The organism is Variovorax sp. J22R115 (assembly GCF_030317005.1).
In the GTDB taxonomy this organism is placed as follows: Bacteria; Pseudomonadota; Gammaproteobacteria; order Burkholderiales; family Burkholderiaceae_C; genus Variovorax.
The window spans coordinates 1-24,642 of sequence record NZ_JASZYM010000014.1 but is presented as its reverse complement, the minus strand read 5'-3'; the positions used below and the strand labels follow the sequence as shown (position 1 = coordinate 24,642).

Sequence of the window (24,642 nt, the reverse complement as noted above, 5' to 3'; positions counted from 1 at the left end):
GGTCAGTTCGCTCCGCTGAGGAACCCGCGCACCATCTTCACGGTCGCCTGCGGGTTCTCTTCCATGATCCAGTGGCCCGAGCCGGGGATCACGCCCTCCGTGACGTTGTCGGCGGCGGAACGCATGACGACCGCCATGGTCGGCCCGAAGGACTTTTCGCCGCCGATTGCCATTACCGGCACGGTGAGCTTTCCCTTGTCCGCCAGGAAGGCCTTGTTGTCGACCGCGTCCTGATCGAAGGCCGCGAACTGAGCGAAGCCCGAATGCATGGCGCCGGGCCTGGCGTAGAGCTTGGCGTAGTGCCGGCGCGAGGCCTCGTCGAAGTTCTTCGGATCGGCCGAGAACTCGTTCCAGAATCGATCCAGGTAAATGCGTTCGCGGCCGGCGACCAGGCGCTCCATGTCGGGGCCGCCGAAGCGGAAGTGCCAGAGCAGCGGGTTCTTGAGGATCTCCTCCCACGGGCCGACGCCGGGCACCGGCGCATCGATCAGCACGAAACGCCCGACCCGGTCGCGGTACTGCGCGGCGAACGCGAATCCGACCATGTTGCCGATGTCGTGCGTGACGAGGTCGGTCTTGTCGATCTTGAGGGTGTCGAGCACCTGCGCGATGTCGACGGCCTGGTTCTTCTTGTCAAAGCCGCCAGGAGGATGCGCCGAGAGGCCCATGCCCCGAAGGTCGGGCACGACGACGGTGTGCTCCTTCATGAGGTCGGCCGCCATCGGCGCCCACATGTCCCCCGTCTCGCCGTAGCCGTGAATGAGGGTCACCGCCGGCCCCTTGCCGCCGACGCGGACATGCACCTTGGTACCGTTGACGGCCATCTCCTGGGTCTTGAAGCTCGGAGGGAACGCCGGCACCTGGGCCTGGGCCGCGCTGGCAATCAGGGCGGCTGCGAGCCATCCAAAGAGGGACTTGAACACGGTTGCTCCTCGGGTTGTGCGCGCGATGCGCCGGGCCGTTTCGGCGGCGAAAGGCGGAGTCTCCGCTCCGGATGCCTCGCGCCGCAATAGTCCTTTGGGGCAATCGACAGTTAGTCCCTGATGTGCCGTTCAAGCGAAAGCGCCCAGAAACGCCAATGTGACCTCGCGCCTGCGCGCCGCGTGCTTGTGCCTGAGGCTCAGAAAGCGCTCTTCGTGCAGCCCCCATCGACACGCAGCGCCGCACCGGTCGTTCCCGAAGACAGCGGGCTTGCCACGTAGGCGACCAGGCTGGCAATTTCCTCGGGCGATTCGAAGCGCTTGATGAGCGAGGTCGGCCGCACCTTCTCGAAGAACTCTTTCTCGAAGGCCTCGAAGGACTTGCCGTCGGCCTTGGCGAGGGTCTCGACGAATTCACCGACTCCGCGGGATTTCGTCGGTCCGGGCAGCACGCTGTTGACGGTGATCCCGGTGCCTGCGAGCGATTCGGCCAGCCCCCGCGCCACGGCGATCTGCGCGGTCTTCGTCATGCCGTAGTGGACCATCTCGGCTGGAATCTGCAGCGCGCTTTCGCTCGATATGAAGATGATGCGGCCCCAGTTCGCGCGCTTCATCGCCGGCAGGCACAGGCGCGACAGCCGGACGCCGCTCAGGACGTTGACGTCGAAGAAACGCGTCCAGTCCTCGTCGGGGATGTCCTCGAAGGGCTTGGGTTCGAAGATGCCGAGGTTGTTGACGAGGATCTCGATGTTCGGGAACCGGGCCGCCAGCGCGTCGGCTGCGGCGGGCGTGGCCAGATCGCCGGCGAAGCCCAGCACTTCACCGCCTTCTCCCGCGCGAATGCGAGCCACTGCGTCATCGACGGAAGACTGGGAGCGTCCGTTCACGATCACCCGTGCGCCTTCGGCTGCGAGCGCGGCCGCGATGGCATGGCCGATGCCCGCGGTGCTGCCGGAGACCAGCGCGAGCTTGCCTTTGAGATTCAAGTCCATGGAATGACCGCCTTTCTGCTTTTCAGGAATGAAAGGCGCAGCGTGCAGCAATCCCCGGTGGCTTGTCCAGCCACCGAACTGCGTTGTCGCGGCAGGCGCGGACCGCGATGCGGGCGTACCTGGGCACGTAACAAATCGCATTGGCCCGATGGCGCCATTAGCATGCGCCGATGGCCATCCTCGTCGGCACCGCCTCCTGGACTGACAAGACGCTGATCGACTGCGGGCGCTTCTACCCGAAGGAGGCGAAGACGCCCGAGGCGCGGCTGCGCTACTACGCGTCGATCTTTCCGCTGGTCGAGGTCGATTCGAGCTACTACGCGATCCCGGACCCGGTCACCGCGCAGAACTGGGTCGAGCGCACGCCCGAGACCTTCACCTTCAACGTCAAGGCCTTCCGGCTCTTCACGGGCCACCAGACGGACCCGAAAGTGATGCACAAGGACATCAAGGAAGCCTTGGGCACGATGAAGACGCTCTACTACCGCAGCACCGCGCCAGAGATCCGGGCAGAGCTGTGGCGGCGTTTCGTCGATGCGCTGGCGCCGCTCAGGATCGCCGGCAAGCTGGGGCTGGTCCACTTCCAGTTTCCGCCCTGGCTGATGTGCAACCCGGAGGGCCATGCGCACGTCGAGCATTGCATCGAGATGATGGAGGGCCACACCGTCAGCGTCGAGTTCCGTCACCAGTCGTGGCTCGACGAAGCCCACCGCGCGCGAACCCTCGATTTCCTCCGCGAGATGAAGGTCGTGCACACCATCGTGGACGGACCGCAGGGCTTTGCCAACAGCGTTCCGATGCTGGTCGAAACCACGCACCCGGACTATGGGCTGGTGCGGCTGCATGGCCGGAACACCGAGACTTACAACGCCAAGGGCGCGTCGTCGGCCGCCGAGCGATTCGACTACGACTACCCCGACGAGGAGATCCGCGAACTGGTCGTCGAGGCCCTGCGCATTGCCTACAAGGTGCGCAACACGCACATCATCTTCAACAACTGCGACGAGGACAAAGGGCAGCGTAACGGCATCACCTTCCTGAAGATGCTGCTGGCGCACGGGTGAGCGGGCCCGCGAAGCGCAAGAAAAAAGCCTGCTGCCGTTTCCGGTAGCAGGCTTTTTCAGTGTTGGTGGTGGGCCCTGAGTGACTCGAACACTCGACCTACGGATTAAGAGTCCGCTGCTCTACCAACTGAGCTAAGAGCCCCTGAGCGACGACTTGAATGTCGTTTCAGGCAATCCCACGATTATAGCCACAACTTTGGGCCGGTCGTTCACACTCGTTCAAAAATGCACGCGATGCCCTGTCCGCCGCCGATGCACATGGTCACCAAGGCGTAGCGCCCCTGGATGCGCTCCAGCTCGTACAGCGCCTTGACGGTGATCAGCGCTCCGGTCGCGCCCACAGGGTGGCCGAGTGAAATGCCCGAACCGTTGGGGTTCACCTTGGCGGGATCGAGTTCCAGATCCTTGCTCACCGCGCAGGCCTGTGCGGCGAAGGCCTCGTTGGCCTCGATCACGTCCATGTCGGAGGCCTTCAGGCCCGCCTTCTCCAGCGCTTTGCGCGATGCCGGGACCGGCCCGATGCCCATGTAGGCCGGATCGACGCCGGCGAAGGCGTAGGACACGATGCGCGCCATCGGCTTGAGGCCGCGGCGTGCGGCTTCTTCCTTCTCCATCAGCACCACGGCGGCAGCCCCGTCGTTGACACCGGAGGCGTTGCCCGCGGTCACGGTGCCGTTTTCCTTCAGGAAGGCGGGCTTGAGCTTGCTCATGTCCTCGATCTTCGCGTTGAAGCGCACATGCTCGTCGGTGTCGAACTGCGTCGGGCCCTTGCGGCTTTCCAGCGTCACCGGAACGATCTGCGACTTGAAATAGCCGCTCTCGATCGCCTTCTGGGCACGCTGGTGGCTGGTGAGCGCCGTCTGGTCCTGCGTCTCGCGGCTGATGCCCCATTTCTTGGCGACGTTCTCTGCCGTGATGCCCATGTGGACGGTCTGGAAGGGGTCGTGCAGGGCGCCGAGCATCATGTCGACCATCTTGGTGTCGCCCATGCGGGCGCCCCAGCGCGCGCTGAGCGAGGCGAAGGGCGCGCGGCTCATGCTCTCGGCGCCGCCGCCCACGGCGACCTTGGCGTCGCCGAGCTGGATGCTCTGCGCCGCGCTCACGATGGCCTGAAGGCCCGATCCGCACAGGCGGTTGACCGTCAGTGCCGGCGTTTCCTGGGCGCAGCCGCCTTCGATGGCTGCCACGCGCGCCATGTACATGTCGCGCGGCTCGGTGTTGATGACGTGGCCGAAGACGACGTTTTCGACGTCCTTGCCGTCGACCTTGGCGCGTGCCAGCGCCTCCTTGGTGACCAACGCCGCCAGCTTGGTGGGAGGGACGTCCTTGAGTCCTCCGCCGAAGGTTCCGATGGCGGTGCGTACGCCGCTGACAACAACCACTTCTTTCATGAAAAGTCTCCGATGTAAAAACGAAAATGTCGATGATGCCAGTCCAGAGGCCGTTCGCGACGAACCGGTTTGACGCCGGCGTTACCATCCGTGCCCCAACAAGGAGCCCCTAATGATCGAAGCCAATCACCGTCACGTGGTCGTGACAGGCGCGGCCGGCGCGCTCGGCCGAGCCGTCGTCCAGCATTTTCTCGACCAGGGGGCTCGCGTGGCCCTGATCGACCATCGGATGGATCACCTGTCGAGTGCGTTCCCGGGGCTCGAGAACTCCCAGCACCTGCTGCTCGAAGCCGACGTCACCTCGGTGCCGGCGATGGTCGGGGCGGCGCAGCGCATCCTGAACGCCTTCAGGCAGGTCGACGCACTGGTCCACATCGCCGGAGGCTTCGAGATGGGCGAGCCCGTCCATGCGCTGAGCCGCGAGGCCTGGGACCGGATGATGACCCTGAACGCCTGGTCCTTCGTGGCGGTCTCGCAGGCGCTGGTGCCTTCGATGATCGAGCGAAAGGCCGGCAGCGTGATCGCCGTCACCGCCAAGACCGCATCGCGCGGCGCCGCGGCCATGTCGGCGTACATCGCGTCGAAGAGCGCCTTGCAGCGCCTGGTCGAGGCGTCGGCGACGGAACTGGCGCCGCACGGCATCAACGTCAACAGCGTCGCGCCCAGCGTGCTCGATACGCCTGCCAACCGGCAGGCCATGCCGGATGCCAATCCGGCCGAGTGGGTGTCGACCGGCGTGGCGGCGCAGACCATCGCCTTCCTGGCATCCCCTGCCGCCGCGGCATTGCACGGGCAGCATCTGACGCTCGACACCTGACGCTCTCAAGACCCTCCTGACTTGCGGGCCAAGTGCCCCGCCATTCCTTGCACCAAGGTGCAAGAGCCGCTTCACCTTGGGACAAGTGCGCTTTGCGGACGGCGTGCGCATGCTAGCGGTACGCCTCGGCGCGGCGGAATTCCGTTGCGCCCGCGGCCATCGATCGCCCTGACCGCCCAGGCCCGCCTGGAGCACCGGGCGAATGCCTGTGGACCAACCAAGGAGCTCGTAATGGCATCGAAGAAGCCGGCAGCGGCAACGAAGCAGCCCAACATTCTCGTGATCTGGGGTGATGACATCGGCATCACCAACCTCAGCTGCTATTCGGATGGATTGATGGGCTATCGGACGCCCAACATCGATCGGCTGGCGAATGAGGGCATGAAGTTCACTGATTCGTACGGCGAGCAATCGTGCACCGCGGGCCGTTCCTCATTCATCACCGGGCAGAGCGTGTATCGAACCGGCCTGTCGAAAGTCGGCATTCCGGGTGCGCCCATCGGCATGAACAGCAACATCGTGACGATCGCGGCGTTGCTCAAGAACCAGGGCTACGCGACCGGCCAGTTCGGCAAGAACCATCTGGGCGACATGAACAGCATGCTGCCGACCAACCACGGCTTCGACGAATTCTTCGGCAACCTGTATCACCTGAACGCCGAGGAAGAGCCGGAGATGTACGACTACTACCCGGAGAAAGACTTCCCGGATTTCAGGAAGAAGGTCGGCCCGCGCGGCGTAGTCCATTCCTGGGCGACGGACAAGGACGACGCGACCGAAGAGCCGCGCTGGGGCCGCGTAGGCAAGCAGAAGATCGAGGACACCGGGCCACTCAGCGTGAAGCGAATGGAGACCTGCGACGACGAGTTCGCGGCGGCTGCCAAGGACTTCATCGGGCGGCAGCACAAGGACGGCAAGCCCTTCTTCGTGTGGCTCAATTTCACCCACATGCACCTTTTCACGCACACGAAGAAGGAAAGCCTGGGGCAGGCCGGCCGCTGGCAGTCGCCGTACCACGACACGATGATCGACCACGACAAGAACGTGGGCCAACTGCTCGACTATCTCGACGAACTGGGCATCACCGAGGACACCTTCGTGATGTACTCGACGGACAACGGCCCTCACATGAACAGCTGGCCGGACGGCGCCATGACACCGTTCCGCAGCGAAAAGAACAGCAACTGGGAAGGCGCGTTCCGCGTGCCGATGGTCGTCCGCTGGCCCGGCAAGATTGCCGCTGGCACCGTCACCAACGGCATCGTGCAGCACCATGACTGGCTACCCACCTTCCTCGCGATGGCCGGCGAGCCGGATGTTGTCGAAAAGGTGAAGAAGGGCGTCGACGCGATCGGGCGCAAGTACAAGAACCATATCGACGGCGTGAACCTGCTTCCCTTCCTGACGGGGAAGGAGAAGGAGAGTCCGCGCAAGCTCTTCGTGTACATCAGCGACGACGGCGACGTGCTGGGCATCCGCTACGACAACTGGAAGGTCGTGTTCATGGAGCAGCGCGTCCAGGGGACCATGCGAATCTGGGGTGAGCCTTTCGTCGCGCTGCGTCTACCCAAGTTGTTCAACCTTCGAACGGATCCGTTCGAGCGCGCCGACGTGACCTCCAACAGCTACTACGAGTGGTTCCTCTACCACGCGTACATCCTCTACGGCGCATACGCCATCGCGGACCAGTTCGCGGCTACGTTCAAGGACTTTCCACCCATCCAGAAGCCCAACACCTTCACGATCGACGACGCGCTCGCGAAGATGTCGCAGGCCGCAGCCGGAGGCAGCAACTGAGGGCCGCGACGCCCCCAGTTGCTGACTGCCATGGACGCAGCGCCTCTCGCCTCCTGGACCGACGGCCCGGCCAAGCGGACTCTGCTCGACTTCGTCGCCCGCGTGACGAAGGAGGGCGGGCCCGATTTCGTGCGCCCTGCGGAGCGCATCGCCACTTTCGACAACGACGGTACCTTGTGGTGCGAGCAGCCCATCCAGGTTCAGCTCTTCTTCGCCGACGATCGCCTCAAGGCTCTGGCGGCGAAGGATCCGACCCTCAAGGACCGCCAGCCCTACAAGGCCTTCCTCGAACACGATCTCAAGACCATCATGAGTCTGGGCAAGCAGGGCGCGTTCGAGATCGCGTTCGCAACCCATGCCGGGCTCACGGAGGACGAGTTCATGGACGCGGCGCGCGCCTGGCTGGCATCGGCCAGGCACCCCAAGCTGGGGCGACCCTTCACGCAGTGCGTCTACCAACCCCAGATCGAACTGCTCGACCACCTGCGCGCCAATGGCTTCAAGAACTTCATCGTCTCCGGCGGCGGCATCGACTTGATGCGCGCCTTTGCGGAAGAGGTCTACGGCATTCCGCCGGAGCAGGTGATCGGCAGCAGTGTCAAGACACGTTTCGAGATGCGCGGTGGGCGCGCCGAACTCTTCAAGCTGTCGGAACTGGGCACCTTCGACGACCGAGACGTCAAGCCGCAGAACATCGGGTTGCACATCGGTCGTCGGCCGATCCTGGCCTTCGGAAATTCCGATGGCGACCTGTCGATGCTGCGTTACGTCAAGTCGGGAAGCGGCGCGCGACTGGCGTTGCTCTTGCATCACGACGACGCGCAGCGCGAGTTCGCCTATGACCGTGAGTTCCGTCTCAGCCCGTTGGTCGAGGCGCTCGACAAAGCAGGCGAGTACGGCATCGAAGTCGTGAGCATGCAGCGCGACTGGAACAAGGTGTTTGCAGCCTGAGCCGAACGCGACTTCACCAGGAGATGACGATGGCGCACGTGATCCCCGGGCCCGACACCCAGATGAAACTCACCGACGACTACGTGCGACTCGTCGCTCGGGACGCCTTTTTCTGGGCATGGCCGATCGTCAACGTCTACAACCGGCGCCTCACCTTCGCGCCCTTGCCGCATCCGATGCTGCTGGGCGGCGTGCTGCCGGTCGGGCCCCTCAATTCGGTGACCATGCTCACCGACTATATCGACCCTGCCGAGCGCGCGGTGGCGTGCCCCAACCAGGACGTGGTCTACGGCAACAGCATCCTCGCGCTGGACGTGTCGCCGGTGGTGGTGCAGGTACCGGATTTCGGCGATCGCTTCTGGGTTTATCAGGTGGTGGACTCGCGCACCGACAGTTTTGCAGAGCTGGGGCGGATGTACGGCACGCGCCCCGGCTTCTACCTGCTGGCCGGGCCGAACTGGGTGGGCACCGTGCCGCAGGGCATCAGCAAGGTGTTCGTGTCGCAGAGCGGCACCGGCGTGGTGGTGCCGCGCGTGTTTCGCGAAGACACGGTGCAGGATCTGCAGGCGGTCCAGTCGGTCATCAACAGGATCGCCCTGTATCCGGTGGCGAGCTTCGACGGAAAGATGAAGGTCACTGATTGGCGCAAGGTACCGACGGTGAAGAACCCGTCGGACAGCGGAGGCGACGGTGCCGAGACCAGATGGGTGCCGCCGGAGAAGTTCCTGGACATGCTGCCGGGCGCGCTGGCCGATGCGAAGCCGATGGCCGGTGAATCGGCGCGCTACGCGCAGGTGCTGGCGGTGGTGGATGCGGCGAGCAAGGACGCGCGCGTCAGGGACGTCTTCAACCAGGCGTTGGCAGCGGCGGACAAGGAACTGATCGAGCCCCTGTTCCAGTTCCGCAACTACGGGCGGCAGTTGCCTCACCACTGGTCGACCATCGCGAACGGCGCGAACTTCGGCAGTGACTATTTCACTCGCACGGCGGTGGCGAAGTCGAACATCTTCGTCAACAAGCAGAACGAGACCAAGTACTTCTACCAGGACCTCGACGATGGCGGCGAGCGGCTGAACAGCGCGAACCGCTACACGGTGACCTTCCCGAAGGGCGCGACGCCGCCGGTCAAGGGGTTCTGGTCGCTCACGCTCTACAACCGCCATCACTTCTTCGAGCCGAATCCCTTGGCGCGTTACTCAGTCGGCACCAAGAACAAGACGCTGCAGTACGGCACGGATGGTTCGCTGACGATCTACGTGCAGAGCCAGTCACCGGGCGCTGACATGGAGAGCAACTGGCTCCCCGCGCCTGCCGATGGAGCGAGCGAGTTCTCGCTCTACATCCGGTCCTACTGGCCGGAACAGGCCGCGCTCGACGGCAGTTGGACACCGCCAGCGGTGGTCCGAGGGCGATGAGCAACGCATCGACAATGCACGACACCAACTTCTACCTCGGAGCGGGAAGCATCTTCACGTTGATGTTTGTCATGCTCGGGCCGCTGAAGGTCATCGGCCCTTTCGCCAGGCTCACGCACGAGCTGGACGAATCGGCGGTGAGGAAGGTCGCGATTCGCGCATTCTTCGTCGCCCTGGTCGCAGTGGTCGCCGGCGCGCTGGTGGGCCGCGCACTTCTTCAAAGCTGGAACATATCGCCGCCCGCGCTCCTGCTTGCAGGGGGTGCCATCTTCTTCGTCGTGGGCATGCGCGTGGTGCTGGAGCAGTACGCGCCGGCCGCCACGCCGCCTGCGCGCCTGCCGGATTCACCGATGGCGGCGGCGATGCGGATCGCCTTTCCGACCGTGGTCACGCCCTATGGGACCGCCTCGGTCATCGTGCTGCTCACGCACACGCACGACGTCGAACGCACGTTGACGATCTTTGCCATCCTGGTCGGCGTGATGCTGTTGAATCTTCTGGCCATGCTTTACGCGCGTCGCATGCTGGGAGGCACGACGGCCATCGTGTTCGAGATCCTGGGGGCCGTGCTCGGCGTGCTCCAGGTCGCTCTCGCGGTGACCATCATCCTGCATGCGTTGCGCGATCTGGGAGTCCTGAATGCCTGACGAAAAGCCACTGATGGGAACGGGTTCGGAGTCGGAGCGCATGTCGGTTGAACTGTCTTCGCGCAGGACCGGCATGTCGTTCCAGCGCACGCGCATGAGCGCGGACCGGACGCTGATGTCGGTGATTCGCACGTCGTTGTCGCTGATCGGCTTCGGTTTCACCATTTATCAGGTGTTCCAGAAGCTCCACGACTCGCAAGTCCTCAAGAGCAGCGAGGCGGCGCGCCATTTCGGCATTGCGCTGGTCCTGCTGGGCATTGCCATGCTGGTCTCGGGCATCGGCTACCACTGCTTCTTCATGGTCGGGCTGCGAAAGGAGCGCCAGGCGCTGAAGGCGCAGGGGCTCGTTCATGCCGAGAGCCATTTCCCTGTTTCCCTGACGCTGCTCGTCGCACTGCTGCTTCTGATCATCGGCTTGCTTGCTATTGCGAGCATGGTGTTCGACAGCGGGCCCTTCGGCTGATTCGGGATGTCGGGCAACCTCGAGAGAACGGCGGAGATGAAATGATGGACCCTCGTGTGCGCAGAATGGTCGCGCTGGCGGTGCCGGCGATCGTGGTCGGCGTGGCTGCCGCCCTGATCCTGCTGGTCGTGGTGCTCGCCGCCAATCTGCTGCAGCACTTTCTCTGGCAGGTGCTGCCGCCGAAGTTCGGTGCGACGGCCACGACATGGTGGTGGACGCTGGGTATGCTGACGCTGACCGGACTTGCCGTCGGCCTCGTCGTGCGCTTCGCGCCGGGACATGCCGGGCCAGACCCCGCGACGGTCTCGCTGTTCGGCCCTCCGACGCCCATCATCGTGTTGCCGGGCCTGGCGGTGGCGCTCATCCTGGCGCTGGCCGGTGGCGTGAGCCTCGGCCCGGAGAACCCGATCATCGCGATCATCGTGGGGCTCACCGTGGCGATCGGTGCCAAGCTGATGCCTCGCGTGCCGGCGAAAGGCTGGGTCATGCTGGCGGCGGCCGGCACGATCGGCGCGATGTTCGGCACGCCCGTCGCGGCCGCATTGCTGTTCTCGGAGATGGTTGCGTCCGACAAGGAAAAAAGCGAGCCCGTCTGGGATCAGCTCTTTGCACCGCTGGTGGCGGCAGGATCGGGTGCGCTGACCATGTCGCATTTCGAGGTCATGGATTTCTCGCTCGCGGTGACGCCCTACCTCAATCCCACGATCGTGGACATCGGAACTGGCATGCTCGTCGCGCTGGCTGCTGTCGTGATCGGGATGGTGGCGGTCTGGGTGTTCCCGCTGTTGCATCGCTTCTTCCTGTCGCTCAGGCATCCTGTGCTGGCATTGACGCTGGGCGGGTTTCTGCTCGGCATCCTGGGCCTGGTCGGCGGGCCGATCACCATGTTCAAGGGGCTGGGCGAGATGAAGACGCTGGCATCCACGGCAGGGCAGTACGACGCGGCGGGACTGGCACTCATCGTCGTCATCAAGCTCGTCGCAGTGCTGATCTCCGCGACCTGCGGGTTCCGCGGCGGGCGTATCTTTCCGCTGGTCTTCGTGGGGGTTGCCTTCGGCTTGCTGGTGCACCAACTCTTTCCGGCGGTGCCGATGGCGCTGACCGTGGCCTGTGCCGTGCTCGGCTTCACGCTGGTCGCCACGCGCGATGGATGGTTGAGTCTTTTCATGGGCGCGGTCATGATCCCGGGCGTCGAGTTGCTGCCCTTGTTGTGCCTGGCGGTCCTGCCGGCCTGGCTGGCACTCGCTGGTCGCGCTGAGATGGAGATCAAGGCGGCGCCGGAGCCGACGAAAGGCACGTGAAACGCGAGCCCCGGCGGGGTAATGGAAGGCAGTCAGTTTCGGCATGAACTCCGAATCCGAGCCAGCGAATCCACCGCCCGCGGCACCGACGGACGCTGGCGGCGGGCGTTCGGTGGCCGAGCGTCGGCATCTGCTGCGCTTCCTGCTGCGCCTCGGCCACCTGCTGCTGGCCACCGGCGCGCCTGCGGGGCTGGTCGAGACATCGCTGCGGCGCATGGCTCGCGTCTACCAAATCGAGCACTTCAATGCGCTCGCATTGCCGACGGTGGTGTTCGTCAATTTTGCGGAAGAGGATTCGCTGCAGATCGAGTTCACGGCCGAGCAGGGTCTCGTGCTGCGATTCGACCAGATCGAGGCGGCCTATGAACTGGCGCGCGACGCGGAGCGCGAACCGATCGACCCGGCCGAGGGCCTGAAGCGCATCTATGCCATCTTGTCGATGCAGCCCCGGCTCGGATTGCCGTGGGGCGTGCTCGGGCATGTGATGGTCACCGTCGGGATCGCGCTGGTGCTGCGGCCTGCCGCCGACGTGGTGGGTGCGGCCGCGTTCTTCGGGCTGGTGGTTGGCGTGCTGAAGGTGCTGGCGCGCAACCGCGGGATCATCACGACGCTGCTGCCGACCGTCGCGGCCTTCGTCGTGGCGCTGGTGTCACTGCTCGCGGCGCAGCACGGTTTTGCGGCCAGTCCGATCTATGTGCTCGTCGCGTCGCTGGTGACCTTCCTGCCCGGCGGGACGCTCGCGATCGCGACGGTCGAGCTGGCTTATGGCGACATCGTTTCAGGCGGCACGCGCTTCGTGTACGGCTTGCTGCAACTCGTGTTTCTCGTTCTGGGCATGCTGGCTGCGGCATCGCTGGTCGGCCTGCCGCCGGACAAGTTGCTTACGCCAGGACCGGAAGGTGCGGTGCGGGCGTGGGCGCCCTGGCTTGGCGTGCTGCTCTTCGGTGTGGGGCACGTGTTGCACTACTCCGCGCGCCTTCGGACCTTGCCGTGGATGCTCGCGCTCCTGTGCGTCGCCCAGGCGGGCCAACTGGTCGGCAATGCGGCGTTCGGTGGCTACATGAGCGGCTTCTTCGCCGCCATGCTGATCACGCCGGTGTCCTACATGGTGCAGTACCGGCTGGGCGGGCCGCCCTCGATGGTGACTTTCACGCCGGCACTGTGGCTGCTGGTGCCCGGATCGCTGGGTCTCATCGGGATGGCCGAACTCGTCGGCAATGATCGTCTTGCGGGGGTGGAGAACTTCGTGGCGACGCTGTTCTCGATCGTCGCGATCGGCCTCGGTTCGGTGATCGGCACGGGCGTCTACAACGCGTTGTTCGAGCCGGTATTTCAACGCGCCGGAACGATGGCCAACGTTATGCTCCGCTACCTGCGACTGCGTCGCTGACGCCTCCGGAGGCTGGCGCTTGGTGCTGAGAGGCCCGTAGTGGGCCGAGACGGGTTGGTGGAGAGGAGGAGGATCGAACTCCCGACCTCCGCATTGCGAACGCGCGTGACACAAAAACAGCCAGGAAACTGCTGCGGTGCGCCTCGATAATAGCCTACGAACTGCTGCGTCCGAGTGCGGTGGTTCGGGCTGTTTTCGGGGGTTTCGTGACAACTGATCCAACCGACCCATGGGAGGCGATCGGCGACCTTGTCGCCGGGTTTGACGACGACCAGCACGCCCGCTTCGTGGACAAGATCTCGCTGCATCGCGAAGGCATAAATTTCCAGTTGACGCCGCATCTGCGCGAGATGGTGAAGGCGGGTGTCGCGCCAGAAGTCGCCGCGGCTTCGGGCGCCGAGTTGTCGGTTCGACTCCTCGGCATCGCCGCCATCTCAATCGCAATGAGCGTGAAGCAGGCCAGCTTGATCGGGACGCAGGCCGAAATGCTGTCGATCTTTCGCCGCCGCATGGGCGAGTACCGCGAGCGTCTTGAGGCAGACAAGCAAACGACCCTCGACGCACTGCAAGAGTCGCTCGTCCTGCACGAACGGCAGCTTGCCGAATTGGAGGCGCGCCTTCCGAAAAACCCGGTGCCCCGTCCGACCGAGGCCGACTGCGCCGCGATCCTGCGGTCGCATGCCGATCTGATGGCGGTCGAGCCGACGCTCACCGTGCGCGAAGTGGTCCAACGCCTGCGTGAGATTTGCTTGCCGCCGCAGCCGGTTCGCGCGTCCGGCGCCCCCCCGCTCCAGTTCACATACGAGGCGATCGGGAAAGTTATCCCCGCACGACCGCGCGGCAGACCGAAGGGGCGTTAACAAAGAGAAATAAACGGGCCCCTCGACTCGTTTTTTTTCTACCTCGACATTCATTGCCACGGGTCGATTCCGATCCGTCGCGGACGGGAATCCGCGCTGGCATTGAAAAGAGGTAACGCATGATCGAAACGACTGGGGAGGACGCCGCGCAGGGCGCGCTTTCACGCCTGAAGCGACATGGAACCGTGGCAGGCGGCGTTCGGCTCGCCGGTGGCGTCACCGCCGTCGGCGTGCCGATGGTCCAACGCATCTTCGGGCCGAACGGTTGGCGCCAAACCAACAGCCACGTATGGCAAAGCGACGCATCGTTGCGGTGGTTCATGGGTCAGGTCTATCAGGAACTGCTCGCCATGAACGTGGTTGCGGAACTAGGCGGCAGGCTGTACGCACTGGTGCCGAGCTTCGATGAAGCCATCTTCGCACTCGGTGCGGCGCGGGCGCGCCGCAGCATGGAGAACCGCGATAGCGCGGCCTTAGCAGGGCGGAAGGGAGCCGAGGCGGTCTTTGCCGACGGCGGAAGGCGGGTCAGTTTCCCAGTCGCTGAGGTTGTGCCCCCGGCGTCAATCAAAACGGTGCCCGCGTTGATCGAGCGGCTGAAGGCAGTTCTGCGAAAGCTCAAGGCGCCGGGCGACGTGCGCCGCATCGAGGCGATGATCGAGACGGGCGACACGCTGCTGGCGTTGATCGGCGCAGGCTGCGAGGGCCACTCACGTCGGTTACCAGCATTGCTGACGGCCAACAACATCGATATTCCGCGTAGCGACCGGGCCGCAATGCTGGAAATGGCCCGGTGCCCTGATGCAGTGATGCGGGCCGGTGAACCATTCCAAGATTGCCGAAGCGCCGCATGGGTGCTTCGCAAGATCGCGCCGAATTTGCGAATCGCCTGAAACCGCAGGGGAGGCCACATGACCGCCGGATCCGCCCACCTGCTTCCCTTCATCGCTCCCGCCTGAAAAAAACGCCACAACCCTTGCAGGCGGCGGCGCCTTCCAGTCTTCGAGAGCCAATCCCGCAAGCGCCTTGCCGGGCGCCGCACCAGCGAAGGAAAGGAGCCCAACATGAGCAGCCCGACCTCAACCGATGACGCCATCGTACGGCAGCCGCGCGATCGAGACCACCTGCGCCGCCGCATTACCGGCAACGCGTGGCTCGCCAAGGAGTATCTCGACGAGGGCTGCTGGCGGGCTCCATGGGTCTGCGAAGCGTGGCCGGTGGTGTCGGTCCACCGTGCCTGCGCGCGCGGCGCCAAGGGACCTCCAGTGACCTCCTGCGGCGCCTGCGACGTCTACGTCACGCCCGGCACGATCGAGGCACTCAAGCAGGACTTCGAGTCAGCCTGCGAGCTTGCCGACCAAGCCCGCGCCGACACCGGGCGCCAGCGTACCGCCTGGCGCCCGGTCCGGCAGAGCCGTCGCAGCTACATGCAGTGCGAACTTGCGCTCATTGCCGATGCGCTGCGCGCCGGGCGGCGCCTCTTTGCGGCGTACCGCGCCCGGCATCTCCTGCGGAACGTTGAGGAGGCTGCGTGATGAACGCACGAGAAGTCAGCACGGCCGAGGCCAGCGATATCCGGGAGGAGACCATGACCGCCGCGATCTCGACCGCATCGCCCTTCGCGCTGTCGATCGGCGCCAACCTCTACGACGTCCGACCACGGCGCCGTGAGGCGCAGACCTTCGAGGATCTGGTGGCCTTGCTCAATGACACCCGAGCCACGGCCAAGGGTGGGACGTATTTCTGCGGCGCGCTGGAGGGTCGTCGTGGCAAGCTGTCCGCACTACCGCAGCGGTGGCTCGCACTCGACATTGATGGGGCCAGCACGGCCGATCTGCAAGAGATAGGCAAGCAGCTTGATGCGATCTCTTCGGCACGCTGGCACACGCACAGCCACAAGTCCGGCAGCCCGCACGACCGCGATCACCGGCTACGCGCCGTAATGGAACTCGACCGGGCCTGCTCGCGCGACGAGTTGAGGCGTGTCGGCGAAGCACTCGCCGCCCGGCTGCGTGCCAAATGCCCCTCACTCGTGATCGACAAGTCGGTGTTCCAGCCCGAGCAGACCATCTGCGCCGCGCCCCCACTGGAGCCGATCGTGCGCGGGCGGGAACGCGTGCTGCCGGTGGATCTGTTGCTGCGCGAAGTGCCACCGAGGCCCGCGCCGACCGAGCGCCCGCCACGCGCGCCCGTGGGAGACGCGAAGGTGCGCGAGGCGCTCGCGGCACTGGCAACCCTGCATCCGGATCACCTTCCGATCGGGTATCTCAACGCGAACCACCGCTACGGCGCGCTCGCCGTGCTGATGTTCGCTTCCTCCGACGCCGGGATCAGCGTCGACCAGTTCGACGAATGGTGCGCCAAGGGCGCCGACTATCCGGGCGGTGACGAGATCCTCAAGCGGTGGCGCTCAATGGATCCGGGCGGCGCGACGACGGCGGGGACGCTGTTCGCCGCGGCCGATCACGAGGCGCCGGGCTGGCGCCGCGCCTATTGGGACTCATTGAGCCTGGCCGAGCGGGATGCAGTCAGGGGAAGACCGAGCCCGAATCCAAATGGGCCGTCGTCCGAACAGAGCACGTTCTTCGGCTACGACGACTTCTACAGCTACATGGAGTCGCCGCTGTTCCTGTTCCGGCCGACGAGGGCGTTGTGGCCCGCCGCCAAGGTCAATGCCGCGTTGCCGCCCAAGATGATCGGGTCGAAGGAGATGGCCGCCAGCGCGTGGCTCAGTCAACACCGGCCGATCCACCAGCTTACATGGCACCCTGCGCAGCCCGAGCTACTTGTCGATGTTGCGATCGATCAAGCCGGTGTGATTCCGCGACCGGGATTGAAGGCATTTAACCTCTATCGCGCACCTCCATCGAACTCCGGTCATGCCGCCCGTGCAGGTCCATGGCGCGAGCATCTGCGGCTTCTCTACCCCGACGAGGCCGAGCACATCGAGTTCTGGCTCGCCCACCGCATCCAGCGCCCCGGAGAGAAATGCAATCACGCGATCGTGATGGGCGGCGTCCCCGGCATCGGCAAGGACACGCTTCTCTTCCCGGCGCGAGAGGGGGTCGGCGCATGGAACTGGCACGACATCTCACCGGCTCAGATGGTCCGTCCGTTCACCGGCTGGATGAAGGGCGTGGTGGTGCGCGTGAGCGAGGCGCGTGACATGGGCACCGAGGTGGACCGCTACTCGTTCTACGAGCACAGCAAGACGATCATTGCGGCCCCACCCGAGACGCTGCGCGTCAACGAGAAGAACCTGAAGGAGTACTACGTCGTGAACGTGATCGGCGTGGTGTTCACGACCAATAACAAGCTCTCAGGGCTGTACCTCCCGGCCGAGGATCGTCGGCACTACGTCGCATGGAGCAACGTCGAGAAGACGCCCGAGGTAATCGAACGGGCACAGCGCCTGCACCCGTGGTATGCGGCGGGCGGCACCGACCACGTTGTGGCGTTCCTGCGCGAGCTTGACCTGTCCGGCTTCGACGCCAAGGCGCCGCCACCTCAGACACCAGCTTTCTGGGCGATGGTGCAAGCGGGCGAGGCGCCCGACAAGGGGGAGCTGTCCGAAGTCATCGCGCACATCGGCGGTCCGGTGGCCGTCACGCTCCAACAGGTGATCACAGGGGCCCGCTCGCTAAACCTTCACGAGCTTGCCGAAGAACTGGGCGACCGCAAGGCCCGCCGCTCGATCTCGCACAAGTTCCACGAGTCGGGCTATGCGGTGGCGCACAACCCCGACGCTACTGATGGGTTGTTCGTCCTTAGCGGGCGCCGTGTCAGGGTTTACGCCCTCGCGAAGCTTCCCGTTTCCGACCAGATCCGCGCCGCCAGAGGGTTGATCGTATGACCTCGAACGGGGCGTCCTCCCCATCAGTGCAATCAGTGCAGTCAGTGATTCCCTATTCGCATGAGTCGCCCCTTTCTCGTGCGCGTGCGTTGTCGCCGAGACGAGGTCACTGAAATCAGTGATCCCGGCACAAGGGTTCAAGGAGAAAGCCCGCCCGCGCGGTGGAACTATGCAAATGCGAAATCACTGACTGCACTGATTCCACCGATCCGGCCCGACGATCTCTGTGGCGTGTGGTGGCACAGTGATCGGCGAAAAGATGGGTGGCGGGCCGCGGCACTCTTTGCGGCCAGCAGCCACGGGCTGACATTGAGGTCACTCCACCGGATTCTGAGATCGACGATGTTCGCCTTTGAAGTAGTGCCCGCCCATGCAATTCTCGGAATCTTGGCGCGATCTGTGCTCGACATGGTCCGCAGTGCCATTGGCTTTTTGCTTTCGGTGGAACTTCACGCTGCCTGCGCAGTAGGCACACCTGGCGCGATCTGTGTTGGCGGTCAGTTCGACGTCCACCTTCTTCCAGCGGTACTCGATTCCTGAGTTGGTCTGATATGCGGTGTCCACCTCGCAGACGTACATCCTCTCGTCAGGCTTCTTAATTTTCATGTCTCACTTCCGCTTGTAGATGGCTTGGTTTGCAGGTGTCTTACCGACGTGAGTCGCAAGGCCTTGCTGCTCTGCAGTCTTTCGAAATTCCCTCCCGAACACGGTTGGCGAAGGTATGTTTTTCCACTCGTCTTTCGAGAACAGATCCTGCAGCTTGAACTCTGCGGCATGCGCGACGCGCTTCGCACGCTGTACGGCTTCGTCCAGCCAGTGCTCAGGGGATGCACTTGCGTGCCCCTGTGATGCGCTCGCCCCGTCGAGCGCCTTGCGCACAGCAGAGATCACAAACTCCCCAATATCCAGTCCTTCGCTGCGCGCCTGCGCGAGCGCCATCATTGCCAAGTCATCTTCAAGCGAAATAGAGACAGAGATCATCCAAAAGGCCTCCTGTATTGAACGAATAGAAATACTATAGCAATGATTGAGCTATGTAAAGCTGTTGCGTAGCTTTATTGTGTGCGGTGACCGATGTGACCTTGCGGCAAGGTCACTGCGCATACCCCCTTCAAGATGGCGCCACACCCTTGTCAAGACTGTTAGAGCCGCTCGTCCCATCGGCGAGGAAACCACCGCGTCGCGCGCCGACGAAGAGTGTCGGTGGTGTCACCTGGACACCCTGAATAGCGCCCGCAGCGCACGCGCTTCGCTACCGCGCTATCGAGCCATGACCGCACGGACGCTTCGGGCTGGCGAGCGGCGAGCCATGAAGCGGATTCGTCTTCATGGGCGCTTGTTGGATCGCGGTTGCAGTTCGAGGTACTTCGCCCACAAGCGTTCTGTCTGCGCTTCGAGTTCAGCTTCCGTGTCCTGCGTCGCAGCCTGCCTCGCGCGGTTCACATGACGATCCAGCGGGTTCGGCCACGGCGGAAACGGCCAGTAAGGATCGCTCGGCGGTGATGCGCTGTCGGACATGACAGCGGCCATCCTAGTCCGGGAATGCGTCTGGCAAGAGGCCTCGCTGCCGGGGTCTCGCCCTCAAGAGGGGGGGGCCGTCGCTGGCAATCGAGACCTACCGGCCACCGAGCACGCATCCCGATCGCAGAGTTTTTATTGCAAAAAGCAATAGTGATTTGATGCCGCCTATAAAAAGCAAATAATGGTGTTCGGGCACTCCTGTCGATTGCGTCTGCTCGAGGCTCCAAAGGATGTCAACGTCGATCGATGCTTGAGATCGACGAAAGACAGCCACCCACCCTAGCGAAGGAGGGACACATGACAGGAAATCAGCGGGGGCGCCCGCGCGTCGAACGCGAAGAGACGGCGGCACGTCACGTCAAGGCAATGGCCGCGATGGGCGTCCCTCTGGAAGGCGTCGCGGCCGTTATTGGCATTGCGCGGCACACGCTGACAAAGCTCTACGCGCACGAGTTGGAGTTGGGTGGCATCGAGGCCAACGCCAAAGTTGCCGAGTCGCTGTTTCAGATGGCCACGGGCACAGCCGGAAAGAAGGCCAATGTCGTCGCCTGTCCTTTTTGGCTGAAGGCCCGCGCTGGCTGGCGTGAGGACGATGATGGGATGGGCAAGAAAGAAGCAGCTGCCTTGCTCGCGCGTGTGGCCGACAAGGACACTGGTTGGAGCGGACTGCTGGCCACCGGAGAGCCTGAATCATGACGCACCAGGACGACCTCATCGAAGAACCTCTGAATGCAACGCCTCCCGGCCTGGAAGCGTTGCGCGAGTTCGGCAGCCTCATCACAGACGAACTGCGCGCCTACCTGTCGCAGCCGGCGAGTTCGCTTCCGGACGACATCCGCGACGCCATCGCGATATTCGGCGCTGAGCAACTGGTCGCCCGGGTTGGCCCTTTCATCATCTCCATGGCGCTTGAGCGTGCCTGGGCCACCACGCGAGCTAGCACGCCCAGTATTCGTCACAGCAGCCTCGGGACCCCGAGCACCGTGCATTGAAGGACACAAGGCCATGAGCATTGTTTCTGTTGTTGATCTTGGCGCTCTGCCGCAGGCGGAGGTGCGAATCGCAGGGTTCGAGGCCAGGGACGATGCCGCTCTGGCGGCCCCACCCGCGCTAAAGCCAATCGAATCGGCAGAGCAGTTTTTCAGCGCCCTGGACTCGATGCGCGCACATCAAGCGCACCAGGAACGGGCAGAGGTCGAAGCGCGGCGCGTCGCGGCTGAGTGCGCGAGTGCGCGGGCGAAGCAGAGCGCCTATATCGCTGCAGTGGCGCAAACTCGGGACGTCCTGACCTGGTTTCGATACACGCTCGGCAACCTGCGTCCACCGCCGGACACGCGCGAAGCTCAGATGGTGAAGTCGCTCCTCGGTTGCATCGACGCGTTCTCCGACGCTCCGATGCCGCGCGATGAGGCGCGGCACGCTACACCTGACCATGTCTGAGAATCCTCCGCGCCTGTCAGGACTTCCGATGCTGGAGGCGATCGGCGGAGTGTTGGGGAAGGAGTTGCAGCGGCGAGACCGGCGGCTGCAAGCCCTGGAGGCCCGGCTCGATGAGCTCATGCGCTCCAGCGGTGGTGGCGTAGACCTGCCGACCTGGACATTGGGCGTGCATCGCGTCGGCAGCCGTGTGCAGCACTATCTGGGGCAGTGCTTTGAGGCTCAGGTTGATACGGCCGAGGAACCGGGGACGGGCATGGACTGGCGGCGTCTGGGCACTGGCGGCTTTCGTGTGGCCCAGCCCTGGTCCGAAGGACGCAGCTATGCAATCGGCGATCTGGTCGTGAAGGACTTTTCGACATTCATCACTACCGCTTCGGGCATGGCGCTGCTCGCAGCCCGTGGGCCAAGGGGCGAGCCCGGAACGCCTGGCGTTGGCGCGCAAGTGCTTGGCCTTAAGGTTAGCGGCTCCCGCCTGGTATTGACCGTGCGCGACGCGCGCGGCGAGCACCAGCTTGCGGTCGATCTATTCCCGTTGCTCGAACAGTTGGGCGAGGCCGTGCGCGACACACTTCGGATCGAATCAGCGGAGCGATAAGCCACGAGCAGCAAATTCGGTCGATCAGTATGGACCGCCGCTCTCGTCAAAGGGACTTTCAAGCAGGTGCGTGAAGGGCCTGCGGAATTCCATTCGCAAACTGAAAAGTTGGCGGCCTTCCCATTGCATCGTAGTAGCAGCCGATCAAGTCGTTTTCAAGTTCCAACAGCGCAGGTTTTCCAATTCCTCCAGCTTGGGTCGCATACGAGATCTCGATCTGCCCGTGATCTAGATAGGTTCGTGCATGCGACTTTGCTCGTTGCGACAGCCGTAACGTTTCGCCGATGTACAAGAGTTCGGAACCGTTTGCATGCCGCAACCGATACAGCGCCGGACCTGCTTCGTTGAGATGTGTGCCTACGGGCAGCCAACGCGACCAATTTACGCCCATCCAGTCTGACGCCGTCGGCTCGGCGGAGCGAAGCAGCAGCTGCTGCGATTCATTGCGCGAACGAGGTGTTACTTCCGGTCGCAGTAGTCCTCCGCGCACGCCGGAACTGCGGTTGCCGGATTTCTTGTATGAAGGATGGAAGTGACCGTGGTTGCACAACGTGGATGTGCCAGTCGATAGACGGTACTTCCACAACAGAAAGCACTCAAGGGCCTTGCGCTGGAATGGATCTGGTGTGGCGGATGCACCGGAGCATTCGTAAGAGTAGCCCTCTGCGTGTCGCCAGGCCCAAAGCGAAGGTGCCGCCGTGTGTGGATCGTTGTACGGCATTTCCTCGGCGAGGCTATTGCTCCGTAACGCGCGCAACCGATCTCTAACGCTTCGTCCAGTTTGACCAACATAGACGAGACTTGATTGACCAACGACGCGTATTCGATACACGCCAGGCCCGGTCGTCAGCGAAGCGAAATCTCCTCCATCAAACGCGACCCACTGAGACCAGGAAAGACCGCACCAATCTTTCCCTGTTGGCGCGTCGTCGACAACAGCTTGAGGCTCCATGGAAGAATCTTATCAAGCACAGAATGGAGAGGTGTCGGGTCACGCAAATGGGGCAGCGGAGCGGCCGCGCGGGCTTCAACCGAAGGTGTACCTGCTTGCTATGCTCGCCGCCGCACCGGAGGCAAGCATGGCAAGTTGGATTTTTCAAGGAAACCCCGAGGCGTTCGACCTCGACGGGTATTTAGCGGCAGACTTTGAAACGATTACCTGGGTTGTGCGCCGGTACAAAGACAAGATCGCGCTGGGCGACACCGTCTACATTTGGCGATCAGCTGGCAAGACCAAGGAGCCTGCAGGCGTCATCGCTGAATGCAGGGTTGCGTCGAGCGTTGCCCCTATGCCTGAAGACACTCCGGCACTTAGCTTTTGGAATGAGAAGGTCCCAACAATCGAGGATCGCGTCTCTCTCCTCGTTCTGCGTGTCGCGACCTCAAAGCAAATGTTGAAAAGGGACTGGATCAAGGAGGATCCGGTTCTGCGCGACTGCGCGGTGATTAAGCAACCGCAAGGGACGAACTTTGAACTCACGCCTGAGCATGCCGCACGTCTTCGCATGCTGTGGGATCGCACCGGTGAAGACTGGACGTGGCGGGAGGTAGCTGCAGCCCTTTGGGCATACGACAAAACCAAGGGCGGCGTGGTTTCAATGAAGCCGGGCTCGCCAGTGGCCAATGTGGCACTGGCAATCGGACGGGCGGTAGGCGGGGTCTACAACAAGCTGATGAACATACGCGCCATAGATCCAACCGACGAGCGAATAGGACTCGAGGCCGGATCCGGGATCGACGAAGATGTTTGGGAAAGATTCTTCGATCCACTCAAAGCTGAGATCGACCGACCGAAGTTGATGATGGAGCTAGAACGACTCGATCTTCATCTTGAAGAAGATGCGCCTTCAGAGCCGCGCGTCAAGATCGAAGTCGAACTGAGGGAGCCCCCTGGCTCCCTTGCAGGGTTGCTCAAGAAGTACGAAGTGGCGCTTGCGACAGGCATATTCAACGAACTGCCTGCAGTGACAGAAGCGCCCACCCAATCATTCATTCGCAATCCCCTGGTCGTCGAGATTGCCAAACTGCGAGCGGATCGCAAGTGCGAGATTCCTGGGTGTTCAACCTCTTCGTTCAAAAACGAGAAGGGTCAGGACTTCTGCGAGATCCATCACGTTGTTCCCTTGGCTGAGGGTGGCAAGGACGTCGTCGAGAACGCGATATGCCTGTGCCCAGTTCATCACCGGGAAGCGCATCACGGCAAACGACGCGCGGAGTTGAGGGAAGTCATGCAGCGGGTGCGCATGGGGACTCTCGAAGACGGTGCGCCAGCTCAGGCGCACATTAAAAGCGACGCATGAAGGCGCTCGCGGCCGTAACCTGGGGCAAGGGCGCTACCGAGAACTGAGGCCCCAGGGCGTTTGAACGTGAGTCGCTAATGACCCGGACCGTGACAAAGTGCCGCTGCACTTTAAGCAAAATGTATGACAATTCATACATCGCAACGTTGACCGACCACTCTTCTCGATTGCGATATCAATGCAAGGCAGACTGCCGCTCGGCGAACAGTGCATTTCTCAATGCCCGGGTCGGCTAGGTTGTCTGTGAGACGGCTCGATCCGTGAGCTCGTGGGAATCCGAACCCGGATGTGCCCACTGCGTCGTGGGAGCTGAGGCTGCTGTACTTCGATTGCGTCACGCCCAGGCGCTTCGTTGAAGTGTAGTCAGTGCGACCCGCATTGCCTGACGCCCTGGCGTACGGGCGACGCAACCTAGTCTGATCCACCCAGACAAAACCACGGGCCGCCCCTATGTGGGCAGTTTTTTTGCGCGTCAACGCGCGCCCCCGTATGCGCTACTGCAGTGCTCATGCGCGGGCGATGTTGCCCGACACCGACAACGAACTGATGACTGAGGACTACAGCCGAGCTTTCTGGGCTCGCGTGCACAACTTTCGTAAGCCGTCATTCAACCGCGCCCTTGCGTTCGGCATGACAAGGTGTTTGGGGTGTCTAGGCGGCTGGAAGCGCGATGTTCCAGGGCAGCAGTGCCTCGTAGTCGTCCGCTGTCTGCGCCAGTGGCAGCCTCTTGAACAGGGCTACGAGATAGCGGTATGGCTCAATCCCATTTGCCTTTGCCGTCTCGATGAGTGAGTACAGGTTGGCGCTCGCGTTGGCACCGCCCACGGTGTCGGCGAACAACCATCCCTTCCTTCCAACGACGAACGGACGGATCGCGTTCTCCACCGGGTTGGAGTCCAGCGGCCAAGTGTCGCTCTCCAGGAAGCGG

The 24,642-nt window shown here is 63.4% G+C and carries 25 protein-coding genes and 1 tRNA gene; 18 read left to right on the top strand and 8 right to left on the bottom strand.

Annotation, left to right across the window (positions count from 1 at the left end; all coding sequences use genetic code 11):
• Nucleotides 1-2 precede the first annotated feature (2 nt).
• Both QTI04_RS23770 and QTI04_RS23765 read right to left on the bottom strand, forming a co-directional pair.
• On the bottom strand, nucleotides 3-923 hold the full coding sequence (locus QTI04_RS23770) for an alpha/beta fold hydrolase (protein ID WP_286617781.1): 921 nt from the start codon (nucleotides 921-923) through the stop codon (nucleotides 3-5).
• A gap of 197 nt (nucleotides 924-1,120) precedes the next feature.
• Nucleotides 1,121-1,912, bottom strand: coding sequence for an SDR family NAD(P)-dependent oxidoreductase (locus QTI04_RS23765; protein WP_286617780.1), 792 nt, complete (start codon nucleotides 1,910-1,912; stop codon nucleotides 1,121-1,123).
• Between the two features lie 170 nt (nucleotides 1,913-2,082).
• On the opposite strand from QTI04_RS23765, the gene QTI04_RS23760 reads away from it, so the two are divergent.
• A complete protein-coding gene (locus QTI04_RS23760; protein WP_286617779.1) occupies nucleotides 2,083-2,976 on the top strand; it encodes a DUF72 domain-containing protein in 894 nt (297 codons plus the stop codon).
• 66 nt (nucleotides 2,977-3,042) lie between these two features.
• Here QTI04_RS23760 and QTI04_RS23755 read toward each other — a convergent pair.
• Nucleotides 3,043-3,118 (bottom strand) — tRNA-Lys (locus QTI04_RS23755).
• Nucleotides 3,119-3,185: 67 nt separating this feature from the next.
• Nucleotides 3,186-4,367, bottom strand: coding sequence for a beta-ketothiolase BktB (gene bktB / locus QTI04_RS23750; protein ID WP_286599622.1), 1,182 nt, complete (start codon nucleotides 4,365-4,367; stop codon nucleotides 3,186-3,188).
• Between the two features lie 112 nt (nucleotides 4,368-4,479).
• Here bktB and QTI04_RS23745 point away from each other — a divergent pair, with 112 nt between their 5' ends.
• From QTI04_RS23745 to QTI04_RS23690, 12 genes are all read left to right on the top strand, one after another.
• Nucleotides 4,480-5,184 (top strand): SDR family NAD(P)-dependent oxidoreductase, encoded by a 705-nt coding sequence (locus tag QTI04_RS23745; RefSeq protein WP_286617778.1) that lies wholly within the window; start codon nucleotides 4,480-4,482, stop codon nucleotides 5,182-5,184.
• Between the two features lie 231 nt (nucleotides 5,185-5,415).
• Nucleotides 5,416-6,981 carry an arylsulfatase gene (locus QTI04_RS23740; protein WP_286617777.1) on the top strand — a complete coding sequence of 522 codons (1,566 nt, stop codon included), beginning with the start codon at nucleotides 5,416-5,418 and terminating at the stop codon, nucleotides 6,979-6,981.
• A gap of 30 nt (nucleotides 6,982-7,011) precedes the next feature.
• On the top strand, nucleotides 7,012-7,932 hold the full coding sequence (locus tag QTI04_RS23735; RefSeq protein WP_286617776.1) for an HAD family phosphatase: 921 nt from the start codon (nucleotides 7,012-7,014) through the stop codon (nucleotides 7,930-7,932).
• A gap of 29 nt (nucleotides 7,933-7,961) precedes the next feature.
• Complete coding sequence (locus QTI04_RS23730; RefSeq protein WP_286599626.1) at nucleotides 7,962-9,347, top strand: DUF1214 domain-containing protein; 1,386 nt, start codon at nucleotides 7,962-7,964, stop codon at nucleotides 9,345-9,347.
• Complete coding sequence (locus QTI04_RS23725) at nucleotides 9,344-9,994, top strand: MarC family protein (protein ID WP_286599627.1); 651 nt, start codon at nucleotides 9,344-9,346, stop codon at nucleotides 9,992-9,994. The genes QTI04_RS23730 and QTI04_RS23725 overlap by 4 nt, the downstream gene beginning before the upstream one ends.
• A complete protein-coding gene (locus tag QTI04_RS23720) occupies nucleotides 9,987-10,457 on the top strand; it encodes a YidH family protein (RefSeq protein ID WP_286617775.1) in 471 nt (156 codons plus the stop codon). The genes QTI04_RS23725 and QTI04_RS23720 overlap by 8 nt, the downstream gene beginning before the upstream one ends.
• 41 nt (nucleotides 10,458-10,498) lie before the next feature.
• Nucleotides 10,499-11,758: an ion channel protein gene (locus QTI04_RS23715; protein ID WP_286617774.1), complete on the top strand. Its 1,260-nt coding sequence runs from the start codon at nucleotides 10,499-10,501 to the stop codon at nucleotides 11,756-11,758.
• Nucleotides 11,759-11,801: 43 nt separating this feature from the next.
• Complete coding sequence (locus tag QTI04_RS23710; RefSeq protein WP_286617773.1) at nucleotides 11,802-13,148, top strand: threonine/serine exporter ThrE family protein; 1,347 nt, start codon at nucleotides 11,802-11,804, stop codon at nucleotides 13,146-13,148.
• A 206-nt stretch (nucleotides 13,149-13,354) separates the two neighbouring features.
• Nucleotides 13,355-14,008 (top strand): hypothetical protein, encoded by a 654-nt coding sequence (locus QTI04_RS23705; RefSeq protein WP_286617772.1) that lies wholly within the window; start codon nucleotides 13,355-13,357, stop codon nucleotides 14,006-14,008.
• Between the two features lie 119 nt (nucleotides 14,009-14,127).
• Nucleotides 14,128-14,898, top strand: coding sequence for a hypothetical protein (locus QTI04_RS23700; protein WP_286617771.1), 771 nt, complete (start codon nucleotides 14,128-14,130; stop codon nucleotides 14,896-14,898).
• 171 nt (nucleotides 14,899-15,069) lie between these two features.
• On the top strand, nucleotides 15,070-15,540 hold the full coding sequence (locus tag QTI04_RS23695; RefSeq protein ID WP_286617770.1) for a hypothetical protein: 471 nt from the start codon (nucleotides 15,070-15,072) through the stop codon (nucleotides 15,538-15,540).
• A gap of 53 nt (nucleotides 15,541-15,593) precedes the next feature.
• Nucleotides 15,594-17,858 carry a PriCT-2 domain-containing protein gene (locus QTI04_RS23690; protein ID WP_286617769.1) on the top strand — a complete coding sequence of 755 codons (2,265 nt, stop codon included), beginning with the start codon at nucleotides 15,594-15,596 and terminating at the stop codon, nucleotides 17,856-17,858.
• A 315-nt stretch (nucleotides 17,859-18,173) separates the two neighbouring features.
• Here the strand turns inward: QTI04_RS23690 and QTI04_RS23685 are convergent, their stop codons facing one another.
• Both QTI04_RS23685 and QTI04_RS23680 read right to left on the bottom strand, forming a co-directional pair.
• On the bottom strand, nucleotides 18,174-18,464 hold the full coding sequence (locus tag QTI04_RS23685) for a hypothetical protein (protein WP_286617768.1): 291 nt from the start codon (nucleotides 18,462-18,464) through the stop codon (nucleotides 18,174-18,176).
• Between the two features lie 3 nt (nucleotides 18,465-18,467).
• Entirely contained in the window at nucleotides 18,468-18,839 is a 372-nt protein-coding gene (locus tag QTI04_RS23680) for a DUF1413 domain-containing protein (RefSeq protein WP_286617767.1), read from the bottom strand.
• Nucleotides 18,840-19,676: 837 nt separating this feature from the next.
• Between QTI04_RS23680 and QTI04_RS23675 the strand changes: the two genes are divergently transcribed.
• Genes QTI04_RS23675 through QTI04_RS23660 form a run of 4 tightly spaced genes read left to right on the top strand, consistent with a single transcriptional unit; the run spans nucleotide 19,677 to nucleotide 21,414 of the window.
• Nucleotides 19,677-20,075: a hypothetical protein gene (locus QTI04_RS23675; RefSeq protein ID WP_286617766.1), complete on the top strand. Its 399-nt coding sequence runs from the start codon at nucleotides 19,677-19,679 to the stop codon at nucleotides 20,073-20,075.
• Nucleotides 20,072-20,371, top strand: coding sequence for a hypothetical protein (locus tag QTI04_RS23670; RefSeq protein WP_286617765.1), 300 nt, complete (start codon nucleotides 20,072-20,074; stop codon nucleotides 20,369-20,371). The genes QTI04_RS23675 and QTI04_RS23670 overlap by 4 nt, the downstream gene beginning before the upstream one ends.
• Nucleotides 20,372-20,384: 13 nt before the next feature.
• Nucleotides 20,385-20,819 (top strand): hypothetical protein, encoded by a 435-nt coding sequence (locus tag QTI04_RS23665; protein WP_286617764.1) that lies wholly within the window; start codon nucleotides 20,385-20,387, stop codon nucleotides 20,817-20,819.
• A 28-nt stretch (nucleotides 20,820-20,847) separates the two neighbouring features.
• The gene (locus tag QTI04_RS23660) at nucleotides 20,848-21,414 is read left to right on the top strand and encodes a hypothetical protein (RefSeq protein WP_286617763.1); all 567 of its coding nucleotides are present in this window, start codon (nucleotides 20,848-20,850) and stop codon (nucleotides 21,412-21,414) included.
• A gap of 58 nt (nucleotides 21,415-21,472) precedes the next feature.
• On the opposite strand, the gene QTI04_RS23655 is transcribed toward QTI04_RS23660, so the two are convergent.
• Nucleotides 21,473-22,366: a hypothetical protein gene (locus QTI04_RS23655; RefSeq protein WP_286617762.1), complete on the bottom strand. Its 894-nt coding sequence runs from the start codon at nucleotides 22,364-22,366 to the stop codon at nucleotides 21,473-21,475.
• On the opposite strand from QTI04_RS23655, the gene QTI04_RS23650 reads away from it, so the two are divergent.
• Entirely contained in the window at nucleotides 22,365-23,714 is a 1,350-nt protein-coding gene (locus QTI04_RS23650; protein ID WP_286617761.1) for an EVE domain-containing protein, read from the top strand. The genes QTI04_RS23655 and QTI04_RS23650 overlap by 2 nt on opposite strands.
• Nucleotides 23,715-24,365: 651 nt before the next feature.
• Here the strand turns inward: QTI04_RS23650 and QTI04_RS23645 are convergent.
• On the bottom strand, nucleotides 24,366-24,642 hold a 277-nt coding region (locus QTI04_RS23645; protein WP_286617760.1), incomplete at its 5' end, for a transposase domain-containing protein.

Coding starts and splice junctions, on each gene's coding strand:
- QTI04_RS23765 (WP_286617780.1), bottom strand. CDS start 1,912: ATGGACTTGAATCTCAAAGGCAAGCTCGCGCTGGTCTCCGGCAGCACC.
- QTI04_RS23760 (WP_286617779.1), top strand. CDS start 2,083: ATGGCCATCCTCGTCGGCACCGCCTCCTGGACTGACAAGACGCTGATC.
- bktB (WP_286599622.1), bottom strand. CDS start 4,367: ATGAAAGAAGTGGTTGTTGTCAGCGGCGTACGCACCGCCATCGGAACC.
- QTI04_RS23745 (WP_286617778.1), top strand. CDS start 4,480: ATGATCGAAGCCAATCACCGTCACGTGGTCGTGACAGGCGCGGCCGGC.
- QTI04_RS23740 (WP_286617777.1), top strand. CDS start 5,416: ATGGCATCGAAGAAGCCGGCAGCGGCAACGAAGCAGCCCAACATTCTC.
- QTI04_RS23735 (WP_286617776.1), top strand. CDS start 7,012: ATGGACGCAGCGCCTCTCGCCTCCTGGACCGACGGCCCGGCCAAGCGG.
- QTI04_RS23730 (WP_286599626.1), top strand. CDS start 7,962: ATGGCGCACGTGATCCCCGGGCCCGACACCCAGATGAAACTCACCGAC.
- QTI04_RS23725 (WP_286599627.1), top strand. CDS start 9,344: ATGAGCAACGCATCGACAATGCACGACACCAACTTCTACCTCGGAGCG.
- QTI04_RS23720 (WP_286617775.1), top strand. CDS start 9,987: ATGCCTGACGAAAAGCCACTGATGGGAACGGGTTCGGAGTCGGAGCGC.
- QTI04_RS23715 (WP_286617774.1), top strand. CDS start 10,499: ATGATGGACCCTCGTGTGCGCAGAATGGTCGCGCTGGCGGTGCCGGCG.
- QTI04_RS23710 (WP_286617773.1), top strand. CDS start 11,802: ATGAACTCCGAATCCGAGCCAGCGAATCCACCGCCCGCGGCACCGACG.
- QTI04_RS23700 (WP_286617771.1), top strand. CDS start 14,128: ATGATCGAAACGACTGGGGAGGACGCCGCGCAGGGCGCGCTTTCACGC.
- QTI04_RS23695 (WP_286617770.1), top strand. CDS start 15,070: ATGAGCAGCCCGACCTCAACCGATGACGCCATCGTACGGCAGCCGCGC.
- QTI04_RS23690 (WP_286617769.1), top strand. CDS start 15,594: ATGACCGCCGCGATCTCGACCGCATCGCCCTTCGCGCTGTCGATCGGC.
- QTI04_RS23685 (WP_286617768.1), bottom strand. CDS start 18,464: ATGAAAATTAAGAAGCCTGACGAGAGGATGTACGTCTGCGAGGTGGAC.
- QTI04_RS23680 (WP_286617767.1), bottom strand. CDS start 18,839: ATGATCTCTGTCTCTATTTCGCTTGAAGATGACTTGGCAATGATGGCG.
- QTI04_RS23675 (WP_286617766.1), top strand. CDS start 19,677: ATGACAGGAAATCAGCGGGGGCGCCCGCGCGTCGAACGCGAAGAGACG.
- QTI04_RS23670 (WP_286617765.1), top strand. CDS start 20,072: ATGACGCACCAGGACGACCTCATCGAAGAACCTCTGAATGCAACGCCT.
- QTI04_RS23665 (WP_286617764.1), top strand. CDS start 20,385: ATGAGCATTGTTTCTGTTGTTGATCTTGGCGCTCTGCCGCAGGCGGAG.
- QTI04_RS23660 (WP_286617763.1), top strand. CDS start 20,848: ATGCTGGAGGCGATCGGCGGAGTGTTGGGGAAGGAGTTGCAGCGGCGA.
- QTI04_RS23650 (WP_286617761.1), top strand. CDS start 22,365: ATGGAAGAATCTTATCAAGCACAGAATGGAGAGGTGTCGGGTCACGCA.
- QTI04_RS23655 (WP_286617762.1), bottom strand. CDS start 22,366: ATGGAGCCTCAAGCTGTTGTCGACGACGCGCCAACAGGGAAAGATTGG.